This is a genomic window from Pseudomonas asgharzadehiana, assembly GCF_019139815.1.
GTDB classification, from domain to species: domain Bacteria; phylum Pseudomonadota; class Gammaproteobacteria; order Pseudomonadales; family Pseudomonadaceae; genus Aquipseudomonas; species Aquipseudomonas asgharzadehiana.
Window position 1 is genome coordinate 4,653,335 of sequence record NZ_CP077079.1, and the last position, 19,014, is coordinate 4,672,348.

Annotated in this window: 13 protein-coding genes; 7 read left to right on the forward strand and 6 right to left on the reverse strand. The window is 60.5% G+C overall.

Annotation, left to right across the window (positions count from 1 at the left end; translation table 11 throughout):
• Positions 1 to 79: 79 nt before the first annotated feature.
• The gene (gene hrpA, locus KSS96_RS21020) at positions 80 to 3,991 is read right to left on the reverse strand and encodes an ATP-dependent RNA helicase HrpA (protein WP_116079365.1); all 3,912 of its coding nucleotides are present in this window, start codon (positions 3,989 to 3,991) and stop codon (positions 80 to 82) included.
• 118 nt (positions 3,992 to 4,109) lie between these two features.
• Entirely contained in the window at positions 4,110 to 5,819 is a 1,710-nt protein-coding gene (gene aceK, locus KSS96_RS21025) for a bifunctional isocitrate dehydrogenase kinase/phosphatase (protein ID WP_065878156.1), read from the reverse strand.
• 404 nt (positions 5,820 to 6,223) lie between these two features.
• On the opposite strand from aceK, the gene KSS96_RS21030 reads away from it, so the two are divergent.
• Together KSS96_RS21030 and KSS96_RS21035 are read left to right on the forward strand one after the other, a co-directional pair.
• The gene (locus tag KSS96_RS21030) at positions 6,224 to 7,834 is read left to right on the forward strand and encodes a methyl-accepting chemotaxis protein (protein WP_370737724.1); all 1,611 of its coding nucleotides are present in this window, start codon (positions 6,224 to 6,226) and stop codon (positions 7,832 to 7,834) included.
• 52 nt (positions 7,835 to 7,886) lie between these two features.
• Positions 7,887 to 8,771 carry a DMT family transporter gene (locus KSS96_RS21035; protein WP_116079360.1) on the forward strand — a complete coding sequence of 295 codons (885 nt, stop codon included), beginning with the start codon at positions 7,887 to 7,889 and terminating at the stop codon, positions 8,769 to 8,771.
• A 27-nt stretch (positions 8,772 to 8,798) separates the two neighbouring features.
• Here the strand turns inward: KSS96_RS21035 and KSS96_RS21040 are convergent, their stop codons facing one another.
• The 3 genes from KSS96_RS21040 to KSS96_RS21050 all read right to left on the reverse strand — a co-directional run bounded on the left by KSS96_RS21040 (position 8,799) and on the right by KSS96_RS21050 (position 12,765).
• Positions 8,799 to 9,749 carry a GDP-mannose 4,6-dehydratase gene (locus KSS96_RS21040; RefSeq protein WP_217855297.1) on the reverse strand — a complete coding sequence of 317 codons (951 nt, stop codon included), beginning with the start codon at positions 9,747 to 9,749 and terminating at the stop codon, positions 8,799 to 8,801.
• 95 nt (positions 9,750 to 9,844) lie between these two features.
• A complete protein-coding gene (gmd, locus tag KSS96_RS21045) occupies positions 9,845 to 10,879 on the reverse strand; it encodes a GDP-mannose 4,6-dehydratase (protein WP_017527514.1) in 1,035 nt (344 codons plus the stop codon).
• 443 nt (positions 10,880 to 11,322) lie between these two features.
• A complete protein-coding gene (locus tag KSS96_RS21050; protein WP_116079357.1) occupies positions 11,323 to 12,765 on the reverse strand; it encodes a mannose-1-phosphate guanylyltransferase/mannose-6-phosphate isomerase in 1,443 nt (480 codons plus the stop codon).
• A 451-nt stretch (positions 12,766 to 13,216) separates the two neighbouring features.
• Between KSS96_RS21050 and KSS96_RS21055 the strand changes: the two genes are divergently transcribed.
• Positions 13,217 to 14,782: a methyl-accepting chemotaxis protein gene (locus KSS96_RS21055; protein WP_017527512.1), complete on the forward strand. Its 1,566-nt coding sequence runs from the start codon at positions 13,217 to 13,219 to the stop codon at positions 14,780 to 14,782.
• Between the two features lie 32 nt (positions 14,783 to 14,814).
• Here KSS96_RS21055 and KSS96_RS21060 read toward each other — a convergent pair whose 3' ends face one another.
• Positions 14,815 to 15,507, reverse strand: coding sequence for an alpha/beta family hydrolase (locus KSS96_RS21060; protein WP_217855299.1), 693 nt, complete (start codon positions 15,505 to 15,507; stop codon positions 14,815 to 14,817).
• Positions 15,508 to 15,586: 79 nt separating this feature from the next.
• Between KSS96_RS21060 and ccoN the strand changes: the two genes are divergently transcribed.
• From ccoN to ccoP, 4 genes are read left to right on the forward strand one after another with little or no spacing between them, the layout of a single operon-like run.
• Positions 15,587 to 17,011: a cytochrome-c oxidase, cbb3-type subunit I gene (ccoN, locus tag KSS96_RS21065; RefSeq protein WP_017527510.1), complete on the forward strand. Its 1,425-nt coding sequence runs from the start codon at positions 15,587 to 15,589 to the stop codon at positions 17,009 to 17,011.
• Positions 17,012 to 17,021: 10 nt separating this feature from the next.
• Positions 17,022 to 17,630 carry a cytochrome-c oxidase, cbb3-type subunit II gene (gene ccoO / locus KSS96_RS21070; protein WP_017527509.1) on the forward strand — a complete coding sequence of 203 codons (609 nt, stop codon included), beginning with the start codon at positions 17,022 to 17,024 and terminating at the stop codon, positions 17,628 to 17,630.
• Positions 17,631 to 17,633: 3 nt separating this feature from the next.
• Positions 17,634 to 17,834, forward strand: coding sequence for a cbb3-type cytochrome oxidase subunit 3 (locus tag KSS96_RS21075; RefSeq protein ID WP_010208563.1), 201 nt, complete (start codon positions 17,634 to 17,636; stop codon positions 17,832 to 17,834).
• The gene (ccoP, locus tag KSS96_RS21080; RefSeq protein WP_017527507.1) at positions 17,831 to 18,778 is read left to right on the forward strand and encodes a cytochrome-c oxidase, cbb3-type subunit III; all 948 of its coding nucleotides are present in this window, start codon (positions 17,831 to 17,833) and stop codon (positions 18,776 to 18,778) included. The genes KSS96_RS21075 and ccoP overlap by 4 nt, the downstream gene beginning before the upstream one ends.
• The last annotated feature ends 236 nt before the right edge of the window (positions 18,779 to 19,014 follow it).

Below are 19,014 nucleotides of genomic sequence, written 5' to 3' on the forward strand. Positions count from 1 at the left end.
CAAAAGCGCCTCTTTTAAATGTGGGAGCAAGCCCCCTCCCACATTTGAACCTGCTGTGTGCTGGAAACCGAGCAAGGCTTCAGGGCTCTACCTGGCCCCATTGCTTGCTCAAGCGTTTGTCGGAAATCGGTACCTTGGTGCCCAATTGCTGGCCAAACAACGACACGCGATATTCCTCCAACCACCAGCGGTAGAGCTCCAACTGAGGGTCGCGCTTGCCTTCCTGGGTATGTTTATTCAGACGGTTCTGGTACTGCGCCCACAACCCGCCGAGTTCGCCGCTCCACACCCGATCCTTCTGCACCTGGCCCGGCAGTTTCTCCAGGCGCAGTTCGATGGCCTTGAGGTATCGCGGCAGCTCCTTGAGCCACTGTGCCGGGGTTTCGCGCACAAAACCCGGGTACACCAGGTTGCTCAACTGCTGCTTGATATCGTTGAGCGCCACGGCCTGGGCCAGGTCGATCTTGCCTTTGAAGCGCTTTTGCAGGCCATGCCAGAGTTTCAGCACGTCCAGGGTCAAGCGCGCCAGGCGTTCGGCATGCTCGGTCCAACTGCCACGCTTGCGCTCGGCCAAGGCGGCCAGGCCCGCGCCATCACGCGGCAGGCTGGCTTCGCCGTCCAGCACGCAGGTGTCGAGGCTGGCCAGCAGGATGTCTTCCACCAGCGCGTCGATACGCCCCAATTCGCGGTACATCAGGCCCAACTCAGTCAGGCCGGGCAATTTGCCGCGCAGGAACTTGGCCGGTTCCGCCAGTTGCTGCATCAACAGACGCTGCAAGGCGCGGCGGTGCTGAAACTCGGCTTCGGCTGCGGTGGAAAAACGCCCTTCCTTGACCGTGCCGTTTTCTTCCACCAGCGCCGGATACACGGTCATCGACAGCCCGGCGATGTTCTGCTGGGTTTTCTCGGCCACGGCGGCGAACACTTTGGCCTCCACCGGTTGCTGGCTCTTCGCGGTGTGCGGCACGGCCAGGGCGGCCTGGCTGGCTTCGGCGAACCGTGCGGTCAGCTCGGCCAGGTCACGGCCTTCGCCGAGGAACTTGCCCTGGGCGTCGACGACTTCCAGGTTCATCTTCAGGTGGTTTTCCACCTGCTGCGCCGCTTCAGCCCAGGCTTCATCGCTGACCCGCGCGCCGGTCATGCGCAGCAGTTCGCGGCCCAGTGCCTGCGGCAAAGAGCCCTGGCCGAATTCGATGCGTTGCAGCGCGGCTTTGATGAAGTCCGGCACCGGCACGAAGTTCTTGCGCAGGGCCTTGGGCAAGTTGCGCACCAAGGCAATGCACTTGGCTTCGATCAACCCCGGTACCAGCCATTCCAGGCGCTCCGGCGGCAAGGCCGGCAGCAGCGGCGCCGGCACGCGCAAGGTCACGCCATCGCGCGGGTGGTTGGGTTCGAAGTGGTAGCTGAGCGCCAGGGCCAGGTCGCCCAGGTGCAAGGTGTCCGGGTAATGCGCGGCGGTGACTTCACTGGCTTCGCGGGCCAGCACATCTTCCTCACGCATGATCAGCAACTGCGGGTCTTTCTGGCTGTTGACCTTGTACCAACTGTCAAAAGTCGCGGTCTGGTGGATCTCCGCCGGCAAGCGCGCGTCGTAGAAGGCGTACAGAGTTTCTTCGTCGGCCAGGATGTCGCGGCGGCGCGCCTTGGCTTCCAGTTCGTCGAGCTGCTCCAGCAACTGCTGGTTGGCCGTGAGGCACTTGGCGCGGGACTGAATCTCGCCACGCACCAGGCCTTCGCGGATAAACAGCTCGCGGGACACCACCGGGTCAATCGGCCCGTAATGCACCGGCCGGCGCCCGACCACAATCAGCCCGAACAGGGTGATCTGCTCGAAGGCCACTACTTGGCCGCGCTTTTTTTCCCAGTGCGGTTCGAAGTGGTTTTTCTTGATCAGGTGCCCGGCCAACGGCTCGATCCAGTCGGCATCGATCTTGGCCACCATGCGCGCATAGAGCTTGGTGGTTTCCACCAGCTCGGCGGTCATCAGCCATTGCGGGCGTTTTTTGCCGATGCCCGATGACGGGTGAATCCAGAAGCGACGCTGACGCGCGCCGAGGTAATCGCCCTCTTCGGTCTTCTGGCCGATCTGGCTGAGCAGGCCCACCAGCACGGCCTTGTGCAGTTTCGGATAGTCGGCCGGCTCTTTGTTGAGGGCCAGCTGCATGTCGCGGCAGATCAGGCTCAACTGGCGATGGGAGTCACGCCATTCGCGCAGGCGCAAATAGTTGAGGAAATTTTTGCGGCACCAGTTGCGCAGCGGGCTGGCGGTGAGCGCCTGGCGTTGTTCTTCAAAGCCGCGCCACAAGTTGACCAGCCCGGCGAAGTCCGAGTCCGGGTCTTTCCATTGGGCGTGGGCCTGGTCGGCGGCCTGTTGACGCTCGGGCGGGCGTTCGCGCGGATCCTGGATCGACATCGCGCTGGCGACGATCAGCACTTCCTGCAAGCTGCCGAGCTTGGCGGCTTCGAGCAGCATGCGGCCCATGCGCGGGTCCACCGGCAGGCGCGCCAGTTGACGGCCCAGCGGCGTGAGCTGGCTGTTGCGGTCGACCGCCGACAGCTCTTGCAGCAGGTTGAAACCGTCGCTGATGGCCTTGCCATCCGGCGGTTCGATAAACGGGAAATCGGTGATCTCGCCCAGGCGCAGGTGCAGCATTTGCAGGATCACGGCGGCCAGGTTGGTGCGCAGGATCTCCGGGTCGGTGAATTCCGGGCGGCCGATAAAATCTTCTTCGCTGTACAGGCGGATACAGATGCCCGGCTCCACCCGGCCACAACGGCCTTTACGCTGGTTGGCGCTGGCCTGGGAAATGGCCTCGATCGGCAGCCGCTGCACCTTGGCGCGGTAGCTGTAGCGGCTGATGCGCGCGGTGCCGCTGTCGATCACGTAACGAATGCCCGGCACGGTCAGCGAGGTTTCCGCGACGTTGGTCGCCAGCACCACCCGGCGGCCGGGGTGGGACTGGAAAATGCGCTGCTGCTCGGCCGGCGACAGGCGCGCATACAGTGGCAGGATTTCGGTGTGCTTGAGCTGGGCCTTGCGCAGCATCTCGGCGGCGTCGCGAATCTCGCGCTCGCCCGGCAAAAACACCAGCACATCGCCGGGGCTGCGCCGTTCGCTGCGCTCATAGGCGGCGATTTCGTCGAGGGTGGCGAGGATCGCCTGGTCAACGGTCAAGTCGTCCTCGACGCGGTTGCCCTCCTCGTCCTGTTCCAGCGTCAGCGGGCGATACCAGGTGTCCACCGGGAAGGTGCGGCCCGAGACCTCGACAATCGGCGCATCGTCGAAGTGCTTGGAAAACCGTTCAAGGTCGATGGTCGCCGAGGTGATGATGACTTTCAGGTCCGGGCGCCGCGGCAGCAGGGTCTTGAGGTAACCCAGCAGGAAGTCGATGTTCAGGCTGCGTTCGTGGGCTTCGTCGACAATGATCGTGTCGTAGCGTTCCAGGTAGCGGTCGTTCTGGGTTTCCGCCAGCAGGATGCCGTCGGTCATCAGCTTGACCAGGGTATTGGAGTCGCTCTGGTCTTCGAAGCGTACTTGATAGCCGACCAACGCCCCGAGCGGCGTGGCCAGCTCTTCGGCCACGCGGCTGGCGACGCTGCGCGCGGCGATCCGGCGTGGCTGGGTGTGACCGATCAGGCCGTACTGGCCGCGGCCGATCTCCAGGCAGATTTTCGGTAACTGGGTGGTTTTACCCGAGCCGGTTTCGCCGGCAATGATCAGCACCTGATGCTTTTGCAGCGCCGTCTTGATCTCGTCGCGCTTGGCCGCGATCGGCAGGCTGTCGTCGTAGCGAATCACCGGCAGGCTGGCGCGCCGCGCCGTGACCTGGGCGCAGGAAGCCTGCAGGCGCGTGACCCACTGCGCCAGCTTCTCCTCGTCGGGTTTCTTGCGCAGCTCAAGCAACTGCCGACGCAAGCGGTGGCGGTCGGCGAGCATGGCGTGATCGAGGTTTTTGAGCAGTTGGTCGATAGTGGGCGCTTGGTCGGTCATCAGGTACGCAAGGGTCTTCTATATAGGCAGGGGGCGGATTGTCGCAGAAAAGCAGCAGCAAGCGGCAAGCTTCAAGCACTCAGTAAGCACCGTGTGGTTTTCTCTTGCCGTTTGACGCTTACAGCGGCTCTTTTCTGCGATACGGAAACACATCAATCACCTTGCCGGCCCGAATCGCGTCTTGCAGGCCCTTCCAATAGTCGGCGTTGTACAACTCGCCGTGCAGTTCATTGAACAGCTTGCGCTGGCCGGCATCGGCAAACAGGAACGGCGGGAACTCTTCCGGGAACACGTCCAGCGGGCCGATGGAGTACCAGGGCTCGGAGGCCATTTCATCCTCCGGGGTACGCGGTGCGGGGATGTGGCGGAAGTTGGCTTCGGTAAGAAAGCAGATCTCGTCGTAGTCGTAGAACACCACGCGACCGTGGCGGGTGACACCGAAATTCTTCAGCAGCATGTCGCCGGGGAAGATATTGGCCGCCGCCAGTTGCTTGATGGCCAGGCCGTAGTCTTCCAGGGCTTCACGCACCTGGGCGGGGTTGGCGTTGTCGAGATAGAGGTTGAGCGGGGTCATGCGCCGTTCGGTCCAACAGTGGCGAATCAGCACCGTGTCGCCCTCCACCTCGACCGTGCCGGCGGCCACTTCCAACAGCTCGGCAAGGCACTCGGGCTCGAACTTGCTCAGCGGAAAACGGAAGTCGGCGAACTCCTGGGTATCGGCCATGCGCCCGACACGATCAACGCTTTTAACCAGGCGGTACTTCTCGATCACCGTGGCGCGGTTGACGTTTTTCGACGGTGAGAAGCGGTCCTTGATGATCTTGAACACGGTGTTGAAGCCCGGCAGGGTAAACACGCTCATGACCATGCCGCGCACACCGGGAGCCATGATGAATTGATCGTCAGTGGTCGCCAGGTGGTTGATCAGCGCGCGGTAGAACTCCGACTTGCCGTGTTTATAGAAGCCGATGGAGGTGTACAACTCGGCGATGTGTTTGCCCGGAAGGATGCGCTTGAGAAAGCCGATGAATTCCGCCGGTACCGGCACGTCGACCATGAAGTAGGAGCGGGTGAATGAAAAGATGATCGACACCTCGGCTTCGTCGGTGATCAACGCATCGATCTGGATCCCCTGCCCCTCGCGGTGCAACAGCGGGATCACCAAGGGCCATTGTTCGTCACGGGTGTAGATGCGCCCTACGAGGTAGGCGCCTTTGTTGCGGTAGAGCACCGAGGCAAACAGCTCGATCTTGAGGTCCGGGTCCTTGCACACCCAATCCGGCAGGTTCTCGCGCAGTTGCGCTTGGAGGCGCCGCAGGTCGGCGGGCAAGTCGGCGTAGGGTTCGCTGAAGCTGAAGTCCGTGAAAATTTGCGCCAGCACCGGCGCAATGTTGCCGGCCGGTGCGTACGTGCGAGTTTGCGCCGCGCGTGCCCGGCGCAGGCTTGGCCGTGTGGTGTGAATGAACATGCAGCCGTCGCTGATCAGGTCGTGGCTGAACAGGCCGCAAAAGATCGAGTTGTACCAGGTCTCCGACAGTTCATCGTCGAAGCGCAGGTCGATCAGGCCGATGTAGGCGCTTTTAACCAGGGGCCACAGGTCAATCTTCAGCAACAGCGCGGCATCGAAGCTGGCGCGCAGGCGTGTGGTCACCTCAAGAACTTTGTCCTCATACAGGTTGATGCGCGCCGCCGACGCCGCCTGGCCCTGTTGCCACTGGGCCTTTTCGAATCGCTCGCGGGCGCCGTCGGTGATCTGGCGGAAGTGCTCGCGGTAATCATCGAAGCCATCGAGGATCATTCGGGCGATGGCGGGGGCGGACTGCGGCATGCGGGAAACCTCGAACGGGCATCTGGAAGCCCTGAGCTTAGCCAGTGTAGGAGAGCAGGAGAAGGACGATTTTTTACGCCGCGTTGTACAGCTTCGTTCACTTCATGCATTTATTTTGATTTTTTATAAGTCGACCAATCGGTCAATAAACGTGCGCACACGTCACCCGCCGCCGCGCCTCTAGCCCCGCAAACGCGTGGCTTGCCACCCCGCCCTGGAAAAGCGCCAACGGTCTTGAACCTGGCAATGCGCCATGATTTTGGATCCAAGTAAGGGAAACCCCGATTACTAGCTTGATGGCACTTTGATATACAGCGCGCCCTCTCCCGCCCTGACAAGGTCAAAAGACCGCTACGGGAGCAGGTTTTAATCGCACAAGGAGCATTGAGATGTCGTTGAGGAATATGCGGATCGGGCTGCGCGCCAGCCTGAGTTTTGGGGTTTTGGCCGCTTTGCTGGTGATCGTGGGGCTGTTTGGGCTGGGCCAGATGGTCAAGCTGCGCGAAAGTGCGCTGGTCATTGAACAGAATTGGATGCCGAGCATCGAGAACATCCACGACAGCGCCGCCTTGATCGCCACGGTCCGCCTGGAGTCCCTGCGCATGGTGAGCACCGACGAATCGCGGGTGCGTGACACCAGCCGAGGCCTGATCACCCGCACCGGCAGCGAGCTGCAAGCCTTGCTCGACCGGCATGAAACCTTGCTGAGCAACGACGAAGAACGCGAGTTGCTCAAAACCCTGAGAACCAATGTGGCGACCTACCTCGCCATCGCTAGCCAAATGATCGCGCTGGTGGACAAGGATCAGCAGCAGGACGCCCTCGACCTGCTCGTCAGTCGCCTCGCCCCCCAGGGTGCGGTCCTCAGCCAGAGCCTGGAAAACCTGATCGTGTTCAACCAGAACGGCGTCGAGGCCGCCGCCGATTCGGCGGCACAGATGTATTCGAGCGCGCAGTGGGTGGTCAGCCTGATTATCGTGGGTGCGCTGATCGCCACCTTGCTGATGGCCTGGTTGTTGACTCGCAGCATCACCCACCCAATCGCCCAGGCCCTGAGCGTGGCACGCACCATCGCCAACGGCGACTTGAGCCAGCCGATCAAGGTCAGTGGCACCGATGAACCGGCCCAACTGCTCAGCGCGCTGGCCAGCATGCAGGCGCAGTTGCAGAGCACCATCCGAGGCATCAGCGAGTCGGCCCAGCAACTGGCCTCGGCGGCCGAGGAAATGAGTTCGGTGATGGACCAGAGCACCCGTGGCCTGCAGGCACAGAACGATGAAATCGAACAGGCCGCCACCGCCGTCAACCAGATGAGCGCAGCGGTGGACGAAGTGGCGGGTAACGCGGTGTCCAGCGCCGAAGCGTCCCAGGCCTCGGACGAAGACAGCAAGCACGGCCACTACCAGATCAGCGAAACCATCAGTTCGATCCAGAACCTGGTGGAGGAAGTGCTCGGCGCCTCGAACAAGGCCGAAGGCCTGGCCGTACAGGCGCAGGACATCAGCAAGGTGCTGGAGGTGATCCGTGGCATTGCCGGGCAAACCAACCTGCTGGCGCTCAACGCCGCCATTGAAGCCGCGCGCGCCGGTGAAGCCGGGCGCGGGTTTGCGGTAGTCGCCGATGAGGTGCGCTCGCTCGCCCAGCGCACCCAGGACTCCACCCAGGAAATCGAGCAGATGATCACCAGCATCCAGCAAGGTACCCAGAACACCGTCGAGGCCCTCAACAGCAGCGCCGAACACGCCGGCCAAACCCTGCAACGGGCCAACAGCGCCGGCAGCGCCCTGGAGAAAATCACCGCCGCCATCTCGCAGATCAGCCAGCGCAACCTGGTGATCGCCAGCGCCGCCGAGCAACAAGCACTGGTGGCGCGGGAGGTGGACCGCAGCCTGGTGAATATTCGCGACCTGTCCACCCAGACCGCCGCCGGCGCCACCCAAACCTGCGCCGCCAGCCAGGAACTGTCGCGCCTGGCGGTGGACCTGAATGGGCTGGTGACGCGGTTTGTTCTGTAATCAATGAAAGCGGCGTGCAACACTCGCCGCCTGATTGATGTAGGAGCGTTGCGTGAGACCTGTCGACACCCTCTACCTGCTGGGGCTGGCTGCCATCTGGGGCGCGAGCTTCCTGTTCATGCGCATTATTGCGCCGGAAATCGGCACCGTGCCCACCGCGTTTTTCCGCGTATCGATTGCCGCCGCCGGGCTGCTGGTGATGTTGACAGTGATGCGGGTGAGCTGGGACTTCCAGGGCAAGTTCAAGACCGTGCTGCTGCTGGGCGTGATCAACTCCGGCATCCCCGCAACCCTGTATTCGCTGGCGGCCCAAGTGCTGCCGGCGGGCTATTCGGCGATTTTCAACGCGACCACGCCACTGATGGGCGTACTGATCGGCGGGCTGTTCTTCAGCGAGCGCCTCACCCCCTCGAAACTCGCCGGCGTGTGCCTGGGCTTGTTCGGCGTGGGCGTACTGACCCGCGCGGGGCCAGTGGCGTTTGACCTGGAATTATTGATAGGCGCGCTGGCCTGCCTGCTGGCCACCACCTGTTATGGCTTTGCCGGGTTCCTGGCGCGGCGCTGGTTGGACCAACGCGGCGGCTTGGACAGCCGCCTGTCGGCGTTGGGCAGCATGCTCGGCGCCACGTTGTTCCTGCTGCCGTTGTTTGCCTACAGCGCCATCAGCCATCCGCCCGCGAGCTGGGGTGGGTGGCAGGTGTGGATGTCGCTGCTGGGGTTGGGCTTGGTGTGTACAGCGTTCGCGTATGTTTTGTACTTCCGGCTGCTGACATCCATCGGACCGGTGAAATCGATGACCACGACGTTTTTGATCCCACCGTTTGGGGTGTTGTGGGGGGCTTTGCTGTTGGGGGAGCCGTTGTCGATGGCGCACGTGTATGGAGGGGTGTTGATTGGGGGGGCGTTGGGGTTGGTGTTGCGCCCGCAAAAATCGTAGGCGCGAGTTGCTCGGTGAGGACACGTTTTATGCGTCTGTGCGCGACCGCCAGTCAGCCAACAACGAAGCCAGGGTGTCTTCCAGCGGGATAGTTGGCTGCCAGCCGAGCACGTTGCGGATGCGGTCACAGTTACCCACCGCGACCGGGATATCGGACGGCCGCAAGCGTTGAGGGTCAAGCTCAACAGAAATAGCCACGGTACTTTGGCTGATCATCTCGTCAAGAATGTCGCGAATTTTGCGCGACTGCCCCGATGCGATATTGAACAAACGGGGATAATCGTGACGATCGCTCAGCTTGAGCAACTGCACGTAAGCGGCACACACATCCTGCACATCGAGGAAATCGCGGCATGCCTCCAGATTGCCGACTTGCATGACCGGCGCTTGTTCTGCGCTTTCGATGCGTGCGATCTGTCGGGCAAACGATGCCGTCACGAAGTCAGGAGACTGGCCGCTGCCAATATGGTTGAAAGGGCGCGCAATCACGCCTCGCACACCCTGCTTGAAATACTGCTCGAGTGCCAACTCCGCAGCCAATTTACTGGCCGCATAAGGGTTCATCGGCAAGCACGGGCTGCTTTCGTCCAGCGCTACGCCAGCCTTGAACGCCTCGCCATACACTTCAGAGGAACTGGCGAACACAACAAAGGCATCCGGGGCCTTCTGTTTCACGGCTTCCAGCAGATTCAGGCTGCCCATGACATTGGTATTCCAAGTCAGCAGAGGGTCTTGAAAACTGGTTGGCACGTGGGAAATGGCCGCCAGGTGAATAATATGGGTTGGCTTTAACCGTTCAAGCGTCGCCGCACAGGCACTTGGATCACGGATATCCAGTATGGCCTGCTCCACGCCTTCACGAGGTGACGGGTTGGGCGTAGTGCAAGCACAACTTACTCGATAGCCTGCCGCCAATAGTTGCCCGAGCAGGACTTTACCGACAAAGCCGTTGGCTCCAGTCACCAGAACATGTTTCACCGCTATTCACCTTTGGCCTGAACAACATAAGTAGGACCGAACGGGTTCAAATAGAACCCGCCCACTGCAACGCAAGTGACTGCGCCCTTCTGGCCTTAGAACGAAAAGCCTTGTTCGTTACGACGCAAGTCTTCTTGAACCATCATCCGGCACAGTTCCTCCAGGCTGGTTTTTGGTTCCCAACCCAGGACCGCCTTGGCTTTTGCTGGATCGCCGATCAACAACTCCACCTCGGTAGGTCGGTAGAACTTCGGGTTGACCCGCACCACGGTATTGCCGGTGCGTGCGTCAATCGCGTGCTCCTGGTCACCCTTGTCTTTCCATTCCAGGTCGATCTCAACCGCTTTGAATGCCAGCGATACAAAGTCACGTACTGTTTCAGTGCGATTGGTCGCCAGCACGAAGGTGTCTGGCTCATCGACTTGCAGCATGCGCCACATACCTTCCACGTACTCTTTGGCAAAACCCCAATCGCGCTTGGCGTCCATGTTGCCCAGCTCCAGGACGCTCAGTTTGCCTTGGGTGATCTTGGCGACGGAGTCAGTGATCTTACGGGTAACAAACTCACGGCCGCGCAGTGGCGACTCGTGATTGAACAAGATACCGCTGGTCCCGAATATCCCGTAGGACTCGCGGTAGTTGATGGTCATCCAGTGCGCGTACAACTTGGCAACGCCGTATGGGCTGCGCGGATAAAAGGGCGTGGATTCGACCTGTGGAATCGCTTGAACCTTGCCGAACATTTCCGAAGTAGAGGCCTGGTAGAAGCGCACCTTCGGGTTAACGATGCGGATGGCTTCCAGCAAATTGACCGCGCCTAAGCCCGTGATTTCACCGGTGGTCACCGGCTGGTCGAAGGACACACCGACGAAGCTCTGGGCAGCCAGGTTGTAGACTTCAGTGGCCTGCGTGGTCTGCAGCAGACGAATGCTGGAGGACAGATCCGTCAGATCGTATTCGACCAGGTGCAGGTTTGGGTGCTGGGTGACACCTAGCTCATCCATCCGCCAGAAATTGACCGAACTGGTACGGCGATAGGTGCCATATACGGTGTAGCCTTTTTCCAGCAAGAGCTGAGCAAGGTACGCACCGTCTTGGCCAGTAACACCGGTGATAATTGCTTTTTTCATGAAAAATCCCCTTCGAAAATAAATCCTATAACGAACGAGGCTGACCTACTCAGATCGTAATGAAGAGTACAGTCCATTACCCGTTCTATCCGAAAACATGAGCACGCCCAAGCGACGCGCTTACCAAAAATTGATCTTGTTACACCAGCAAAAAACCAGCGGCACAATTGCCCCATGAATGCTCTTGGGCATGCGCAATGGAGTTTCACTTTACATTCGGCTCAACTGTAAATACGGCGGTGTGAACCTCATCAAAATCTCTGCGTCGCAAACAATCCCGACAGTGCATTTACTTCAATACCCTGCAACTTCGCAGGCGGCACGCTGGGCAACATCAGCACTTAAATCGCAACCTGCGCCAATGGGTGAATAATCCTCTACCCCAACCCAAGCGATGCCGGGCAAACCGCGAGCCCTCAAACGTGTTTCCAACGGCGCATGACTCAGATGCCGGCCCGACCGTAAATATCCTCGAACCGCACGATATCGTCTTCACCCAAGTAATCACCGCTCTGCACTTCGATCAATACCAAGTCAATGACCCCCGGATTCTCCAGCCGATGGGTGTGCCCGGCAGGAATGAAGGTTGATTCATTGGTATTGAGTAGAAATTCGCGGTCATTATTGACCACGCGTGCCATACCGCTGACCACAATCCAGTGCTCGCTGCGGTGATGGTGCATCTGCAGCGACAACGAACCTTGGGGCTTGACGACAATGCGCTTGATCTTGAACCGCTGCCCGTCTTCCAAGGTGGTGTAGGCCCCCCACGGACGGCGCACGGTGGTGTGGTCCAGATGGGACTGATGCCCATTTTTCTTCAACTGAGCAGTGATAGCCTTGATGTCTTGCGCGTGATCTTTGTGTGCAACCAGCAGGGCATCGGTCGTGTCGACAATGATCAGGTCTTGAACGCCGACCAAAGCCGCCAGTCGGCGATGGCTGCGCACATAGTTGTTGTTGGAGTTATGACAAATAGCCTCGCCGTCAATGCGATTGCCGTGCTCATCCGCCGGGGACAGTTCACTCATGGCGTTCCACGAACCGATATCGCTCCAACCGATGTCACAAGGCACCGTCGCCACTTTGCTTGAGCGCTCCATCAGTGCGAAGTCGATGGAGATGTCCGGCACCCTGGCAAAGCTGCCCGGCTCCAAGTGCAGGCTGCGGTGGCTGTGACCCGTCATCGTGCCGGAACCTGCGAGGCACGCGTCCACGGCGCTGGATACATCCGGCGCGCACAGTTGCATTTCTTGGATCAGCGTACCCGCGCGGAAGCAGAACATGCCGGAGTTCCAAAAATAATCGCCCGACGCCACATACCCTTGAGCCGTTTCCAGGTCCGGTTTCTCGACGAAACGTTTGACCTTGAACCCATTACCAAGGGGGCCGTCATTATCTTTTTGGATATAGCCGTAACCGGTTTCCGCAAACTCCGGTTTTACACCGAACGTCACCAGCCAGCCGTCTTTTGCCAGTTCCGAAGCAGAGCAAACGGCCTGGGCAAATGCAGCGTGATTATCTATTAAGTGATCGGCAGGCAGCACTAACATGATGGCATCTTGCCCATGAGTTCGTGCAACTTCCTGGGCCGCGAGTGCGACTGCGGCAGCCGTATTACGTCCGAATGGCTCCAGAACGAAACTTAAATTGGTGAATTCCGGAGCCTGCGCGCCGTACTCATCGAGCGTCTTGAAATAAAGATCACGATTGGTGATGGTCAATACTTCGCTGACCGACTCCAAAGCCAAGGCACGAGCATAAGTCTTCCGAATTAAATTGCCACCATCTGGCAATTCAATAAACGGTTTGGGATGCGCTGAACGGGAAACAGGCCACAGACGGCTACCCGCACCGCCGCAAATAATGACTGGAACGAGTGCCACACTGTACTCCTTTACGCAATGTCATTTTATTTCGGCCGTCGCCCTCGCCTCCTCGCGACGAACAGACTCGAAAGCAAAGCGACTAGAGTCTTTGAGCTAAAAAATCAAATCGCCGGAGCGTTTGGAGGAGGTTATGGCGTTTCTCTTACAAATTACCCCGAACATTCTTATTTAAATGGTCATTTATGTCTAGGAAAAGACCCGTCATCCGACAGACAAAAACTATTTTTTATGGCCCAGGAAAAAAGCCTGCCAAGGGACGTGTCGATTTTGCGCCTCAAACAACCGAACGCCCGCAAAAACACCCCACGCTCTGCAGCCCATCGGTGTACGCCACATGAATGCTCGCGCCCTTGCGCCGGGACTGTGTCTACACTGCTTATCGGAAAATCCACTCAACAATCACAGATCACGGCCGACAACCCTTCAAAGCCTTGCGGATAAAAAAACCATGCGTAATAACCAACCCGTTACCCAGCGCGAACGTACCTTCCCCGCTCAGCAACGGTTGATCTCCACCACAGATGCCAAAGGCGTGATCACTTACTGCAACGACGCGTTCGTCGAGATCAGTGGGTTCTCCCGTGAAGAACTGCTGCGTGCGCCGCACAACCTGGTACGTCACCCGGATGTGCCGGCTGCAGTGTTCGGGCATATGTGGTCAACGCTCAAACAAGGCTTGCCATGGATGGGCATTGTCAAGAACCGCTGCAAGACGGGCGATCATTACTGGGTTAACGCCTATGTGACGCCGGTCTTCGAAGGCAATCAGGTGGTCGGCTACGAATCGGTACGCATCAAGCCCACCACCGAGCAGATCCGCCGGGCCGAAGCGCTCTACCAACGCATCAACCAGGGCAAGTCGGCCGTTCCCCAGCGGGACAAGTGGCTGCCGGTGTTGCAGGACTGGGTGCCATTTATCCTGATCAGCCAGTTAAGTTTCATGATCGGCGCGTCGCTCAATTCCCACTGGGGCTTTGCCCTGGCGGCGGGCTTGTCGGTACCGTTGGGCCTGCTGGGCCTGAGCTGGCAGCAGCGCGGGCTCAAGCGCCTGTTGCGCCTGGCCGAGCAAACCACGTCCGACCCGCTGATCGCGCAGATGTACACCGACAGCCGCGGCGCCCAGGCGCGCCTGGAGATGTCGATCCTCAGCCAGGAGGCACGTCTGAAGACCTGTCTTACGCGCTTGCAGGACACCGCCGAACACCTCAACGACCAAGCCGCGCAGTCCAACACCCTGGCGCACAACAGCTCCAGCGGCCTGGAACGCCAGCGCGTCGAAACCGAACAGGTGGCCACGGCGGTCAACCAGATGGCGGCGACGACCCAGGAAGTGGCCAGCCACGTGCAGCGCACCGCCGATGCGACCCAGGAGGCCAACCGCCTGACCGGTCGCGGTCGCGATATCGCCGGGGAAACCCGCGAGGCGATTCAGCGCTTGTCGCTGGCCGTCGGGGAAACGGGGGTGACCGTCACGCAGTTGGCCAAGGACAGCGATGAGATCGGTGGCGTGGTTGACGTGATCAAAGGCATTGCCGACCAGACCAACTTGCTGGCATTGAACGCAGCCATCGAAGCGGCACGTGCCGGCGAAATGGGCCGTGGTTTTGCGGTAGTGGCTGACGAGGTTCGCCAACTGGCGCAACGCACGGCTGAATCGACCGGGCAGATCCATGCCCTGATCGCCAAGCTGCAGCAAACCGCCTCCGCCGCCGTACAGACCATGGACGCCGGGCATCGCCAGGCCGAAGAAGGCGTGGCGCGGGTGATGGAAGCAGACCAGGCGCTGGTGGGCATCAGTGAGGCGGTGGCGCATATCACCGACATGACAACCCAAATCGCCGCGGCGACCGAGGAACAAAGCTCGGTGGCCGAGGAGATCAGTCGCAATATCAGCACCATTGCGTTGCTGGCGGACCAGACCTCGGAGCAGGCGTTGAACTCGGCGCAGTTGAGTGAAGAGCTGACGCATACCGCTAATACCCAGTACTCGCTGGTGGAGCGGTTTAACCGGTAAACCGCTATCGGGGGCTTGCCCCCGATAGGGCCCTAGAGGGCGCCGAGAAACCCGGCCACCCTCACTGCCGCAGCCTCCACATGCTGCTCATGGCTAAACCCGGAAGCCTTCAACGGCTTCAAGTCATGATCCCCCGCCTCCAGCCACATCACCTCGATGCTCGGCGACAAATCATAGCCTTCTACCGCCGCCCGATTGCCCAAGGCATCGCGCTCGCCCTGCACAATCAGCGTCGGTGTTTTCAAGCCCGCCAGGTGCTCGACCCGTGGTTTCTCAGGCTTACCCACCGCATAGAAGGGATACCCCAGGCACGCCAGGCCATCGGCGCCGACTTCATCGGCCAACAAACTGGCCATGCGCCCACCCATCGACTTGCCACCGATGGCCAGTTTCCCAGCGACATGGCGTCGCACTACGGTATGCACCTCACGCCAGGCACCCAGCAGTTTCGGCGCCGGGTTCGGTGGGCGTTTGCCGCCGTCCAGCCGACGCTGGGCCATATAGGGAAACTCGAAGCGCAACACGTTCACGCCATGCCCGGCAAGGCGTGCAGCCATGTCGCTCATGAAAGACGAGTCCATCGGGGCGCCGGCGCCGTGGGCCAGGATCAGCGTCGGCGCGGTACCCGCCGCCGGGCCCGATGCGACATCCCATAACCACCCATGTTCCCGCGCACACTGCGCCCATTGATCCCCGTCAATACTGGCCTTGTGCTCTTTGCCCATGCTTGCCTCGCTATTTAGTCTGCCTATAACTCCAGCCCAAGTGCCGCACTTGCTTGGGTTGAACCGTGGATGGGGAACCATGAACACTACTTTAAGTACCGCCTATAACTACAAGGTGGTCCGCCAATTCGCCATTATGACGGTGGTGTGGGGCATCGTCGGCATGGGGCTCGGGGTTTTTCTCGCCGCCCAATTGGTTTGGCCCGCGCTCAACTTCGATTTGCCCTGGACCAGCTTCGGCCGCTTGCGCCCGCTGCACACCAACGCGGTGATCTTCGCCTTCGGTGGCTGCGCGCTGTTTGCCAGCTCGTTCTACTCGGTGCAGCGCACCTGCCAGACTCAGCTGTTCGCGCCGAAAATCGCCGCGTTCTGCTTCTGGGGCTGGCAGTTGGTCATCCTCTTGGCCGCGATCACCTTGCCGCTGGGCTACACCAGTTCCAAGGAATACGCCGAGCTGGAATGGCCGATCGACATCCTGATCACCATTGTCTGGGTGGCCTACGCCATCGTGTTCTTCGGCACGGTGATGAAGCGCAACACCAAGCACATTTACGTCGGTAACTGGTTCTTCGGTGGGTTCATCATCACCGTGGCGATTTTGCATATCGTCAACAACCTGGAAATCCCGGTCAGCCTGACCAAGTCCTACTCCCTCTACGGCGGTGCGACGGATGCCATGGTGCAGTGGTGGTATGGGCACAACGCGGTAGGCTTTTTCCTCACCGCCGGTTTCCTGGGGATGATGTACTACTTCGTACCCAAGCAGGCCGAGCGCCCGGTGTATTCCTATCGCTTGTCCATCGTGCACTTCTGGGCGCTGATCACCCTGTACATCTGGGCCGGCCCGCACCACTTGCACTACACCGCGCTGCCGGACTGGGCGCAGTCGTTGGGCATGGTGATGTCGCTGGTGCTGCTGGCGCCAAGCTGGGGCGGCATGATCAACGGCATGATGACGCTCTCGGGGGCTTGGCATAAGTTGCGCAGCGACCCGATCCTGCGCTTCCTTGTTGTCTCCCTGGCCTTCTACGGCATGTCGACCTTCGAAGGTCCGATGATGGCGATCAAGACCGTCAACGCCCTCTCCCACTACACCGACTGGACCATCGGCCACGTACACGCCGGGGCGCTGGGTTGGGTGGCGATGATCTCCATCGGCGCGCTGTACCACATGATCCCGAAAATCTTCGGTCGCGAGCAGATGTACAGCCTCGGCCTGATCAACGCGCACTTCTGGCTGGCCACCATCGGCACCGTGCTCTACATCGCTTCGATGTGGGTCAACGGCATCGCCCAGGGCCTGATGTGGCGTGCGGTCAACGAAGACGGCACCTTGACCTACTCCTTCGTCGAAACCCTGGTGGCCAGCCACCCAGGCTTCATCGTGCGGCTGGTGGGCGGCGCGGTGTTCCTCAGCGGCATGCTGCTGATGGCTTACAACACGTGGCGCACCGTGCGTTCGCCGCAGCCTGTCGAAGCCACTGCCACTGCGCAGTTGGCCTGAGGAGTCCGTGATGAAACACGAAACGATTGAAAAAAACGTCGGCCTGCTGATGTTGCTGATGGTACTCGCCGTGAGTATCGGCGGCCTGACCCAGATCGTCCCGCTGTTCTTCCAGGACGTGACCAACAAGCCGGTCGAAGGCATGAAGCCCTACACCGCGCTGCAACTGGAAGGCCGCGACATTTACATCCGCGAAGGCTGCGTACAGTGCCACTCGCAGATGATCCGTCCGTTCCGCGCCGAAACCGAACGTTACGGCCACTACTCGGTCGCCGGTGAAAGCGTGTGGGACCACCCCTTCCTGTGGGGTTCCAAGCGCACCGGGCCGGACCTGGCACGCGTCGGCGCACGCTACTCGGACGACTGGCATCGCGCGCACTTGTACAACCCGCGCAACGTGGTACCGGAGTCGAAAATGCCGGCCTATCCATGGCTGGTCACGGCCCAGGTCGACAGCAGCCACACCGAGAGCAAGTTGAAGGTGATGCGCACCCTCGGCGTGCCGTACACCGACGACGACATCAGTGGCGCCGTCGCCAGCCTCAAGGGCAAGACCGAAATGGACGCGCTGGTTTCATACCTGCAAGTGCTCGGCACCGCCATCAAGAGCAAGAGGTGAGCCATGGGATTTGAATTCGATGCGGGCACCATCCGCGGCCTTGGCACGCTGGTCGTCGCCATCGCCTTTATCGGCCTGTCACTGTGGGTGTTCAACAACCGCCGCAATGCGGAATTCGAGCAGGCGCGCCTGCTGCCCTTCGCCGATGAACCTTCTCCATCCGACGCTCAAGAAGAGCCTGCAATAAGGAGCACCCGGCCATGACCCTATTCTGGAGTACATGGATCTGTGTACTGACCATCGGCAGCCTGATCGGCCTGACCTGGCTGTTGATCGGCACCCGCAAGGGCGAGACCAAGGGCAGCGTCGACCAGACCATGGGCCACGCCTTCGACGGTATCGAGGAATACGACAACCCCCTGCCGCAGTGGTGGTTCATGCTGTTCGCCGGCACCCTGGTGTTTGCCGTCGGCTACCTGGTGCTCTACCCGGGCCTGGGCAACTGGAAAGGCATATTGCCCGGTTATGAAGGCGGCTGGACCCAGGCCAAGGAGTGGGACAAGGAAATGGCCAAGGCCGACGCCAAGTTCGGGCCGATCTTCGCCAAATTCTCGGCCATGCCCGTGGAAGAAGTGGCCAAGGACCCGCAAGCGCTGAAAATGGGCGGGCGTTTGTTCGCCTCCAACTGCGCGGTGTGCCACGGTTCGGATGCCAAGGGCGCGTACGGTTTCCCTAACCTGGCAGACACTATCTGGCGCTGGGGCGGTTCGGCCGAAGCGATCAAGACCACCATCCTGAACGGTCGCCACGCGGCGATGCCGGCCTGGGGTGAGATATTGGGTGATGATGGTGTAAGAAACGTCGCCGCCTATGTGCGTCACGACTTGGCCAAACTGCCACTGCCGGCCGACAGCACTGCTGACCTGGCCGCCGGTCAAGCTGCGTTCAACACCACCTGCGTAGCCTGCCATGGCCCACAAGGCCACGGCATGGAAGCCATGGGCGCGCCGAACCTGACGCTGCCCGGCGGTTATATCTACGGCACCGGCCTGGCGCAGTTGCAGCAGACTATCCGCCACGGCCGCCAGGGCCAGATGCCGGCGCAGGACGTGCTGCAAGGCAATGACAAGGTGCATTTGCTGGCGGCTTACGTGTACAGCCTGTCCCATAACGCCAACGGCGCAACGCCGCAAGCCCAACCGCAGTAAGCGTTGACGACCGCCCCGACCCTGGGGCGGTCACTTTTTGCGGGGAGCTTGCTCCCTTACCCCAGCAAGATCCCTTGCCACAGGTTTTTTGTTCGCTCGCTACCGTGCGGCATCTTTTGGCGCGACCAAGTGTCGCACCCTTCCAAAGCACACCTTTCCCCTCCTGCCATTCGGGTCTACGCTTGCTTTCAAGCGCAGCGATTGCGGTACGCCCAACGACACCCGTTGTGACCCCG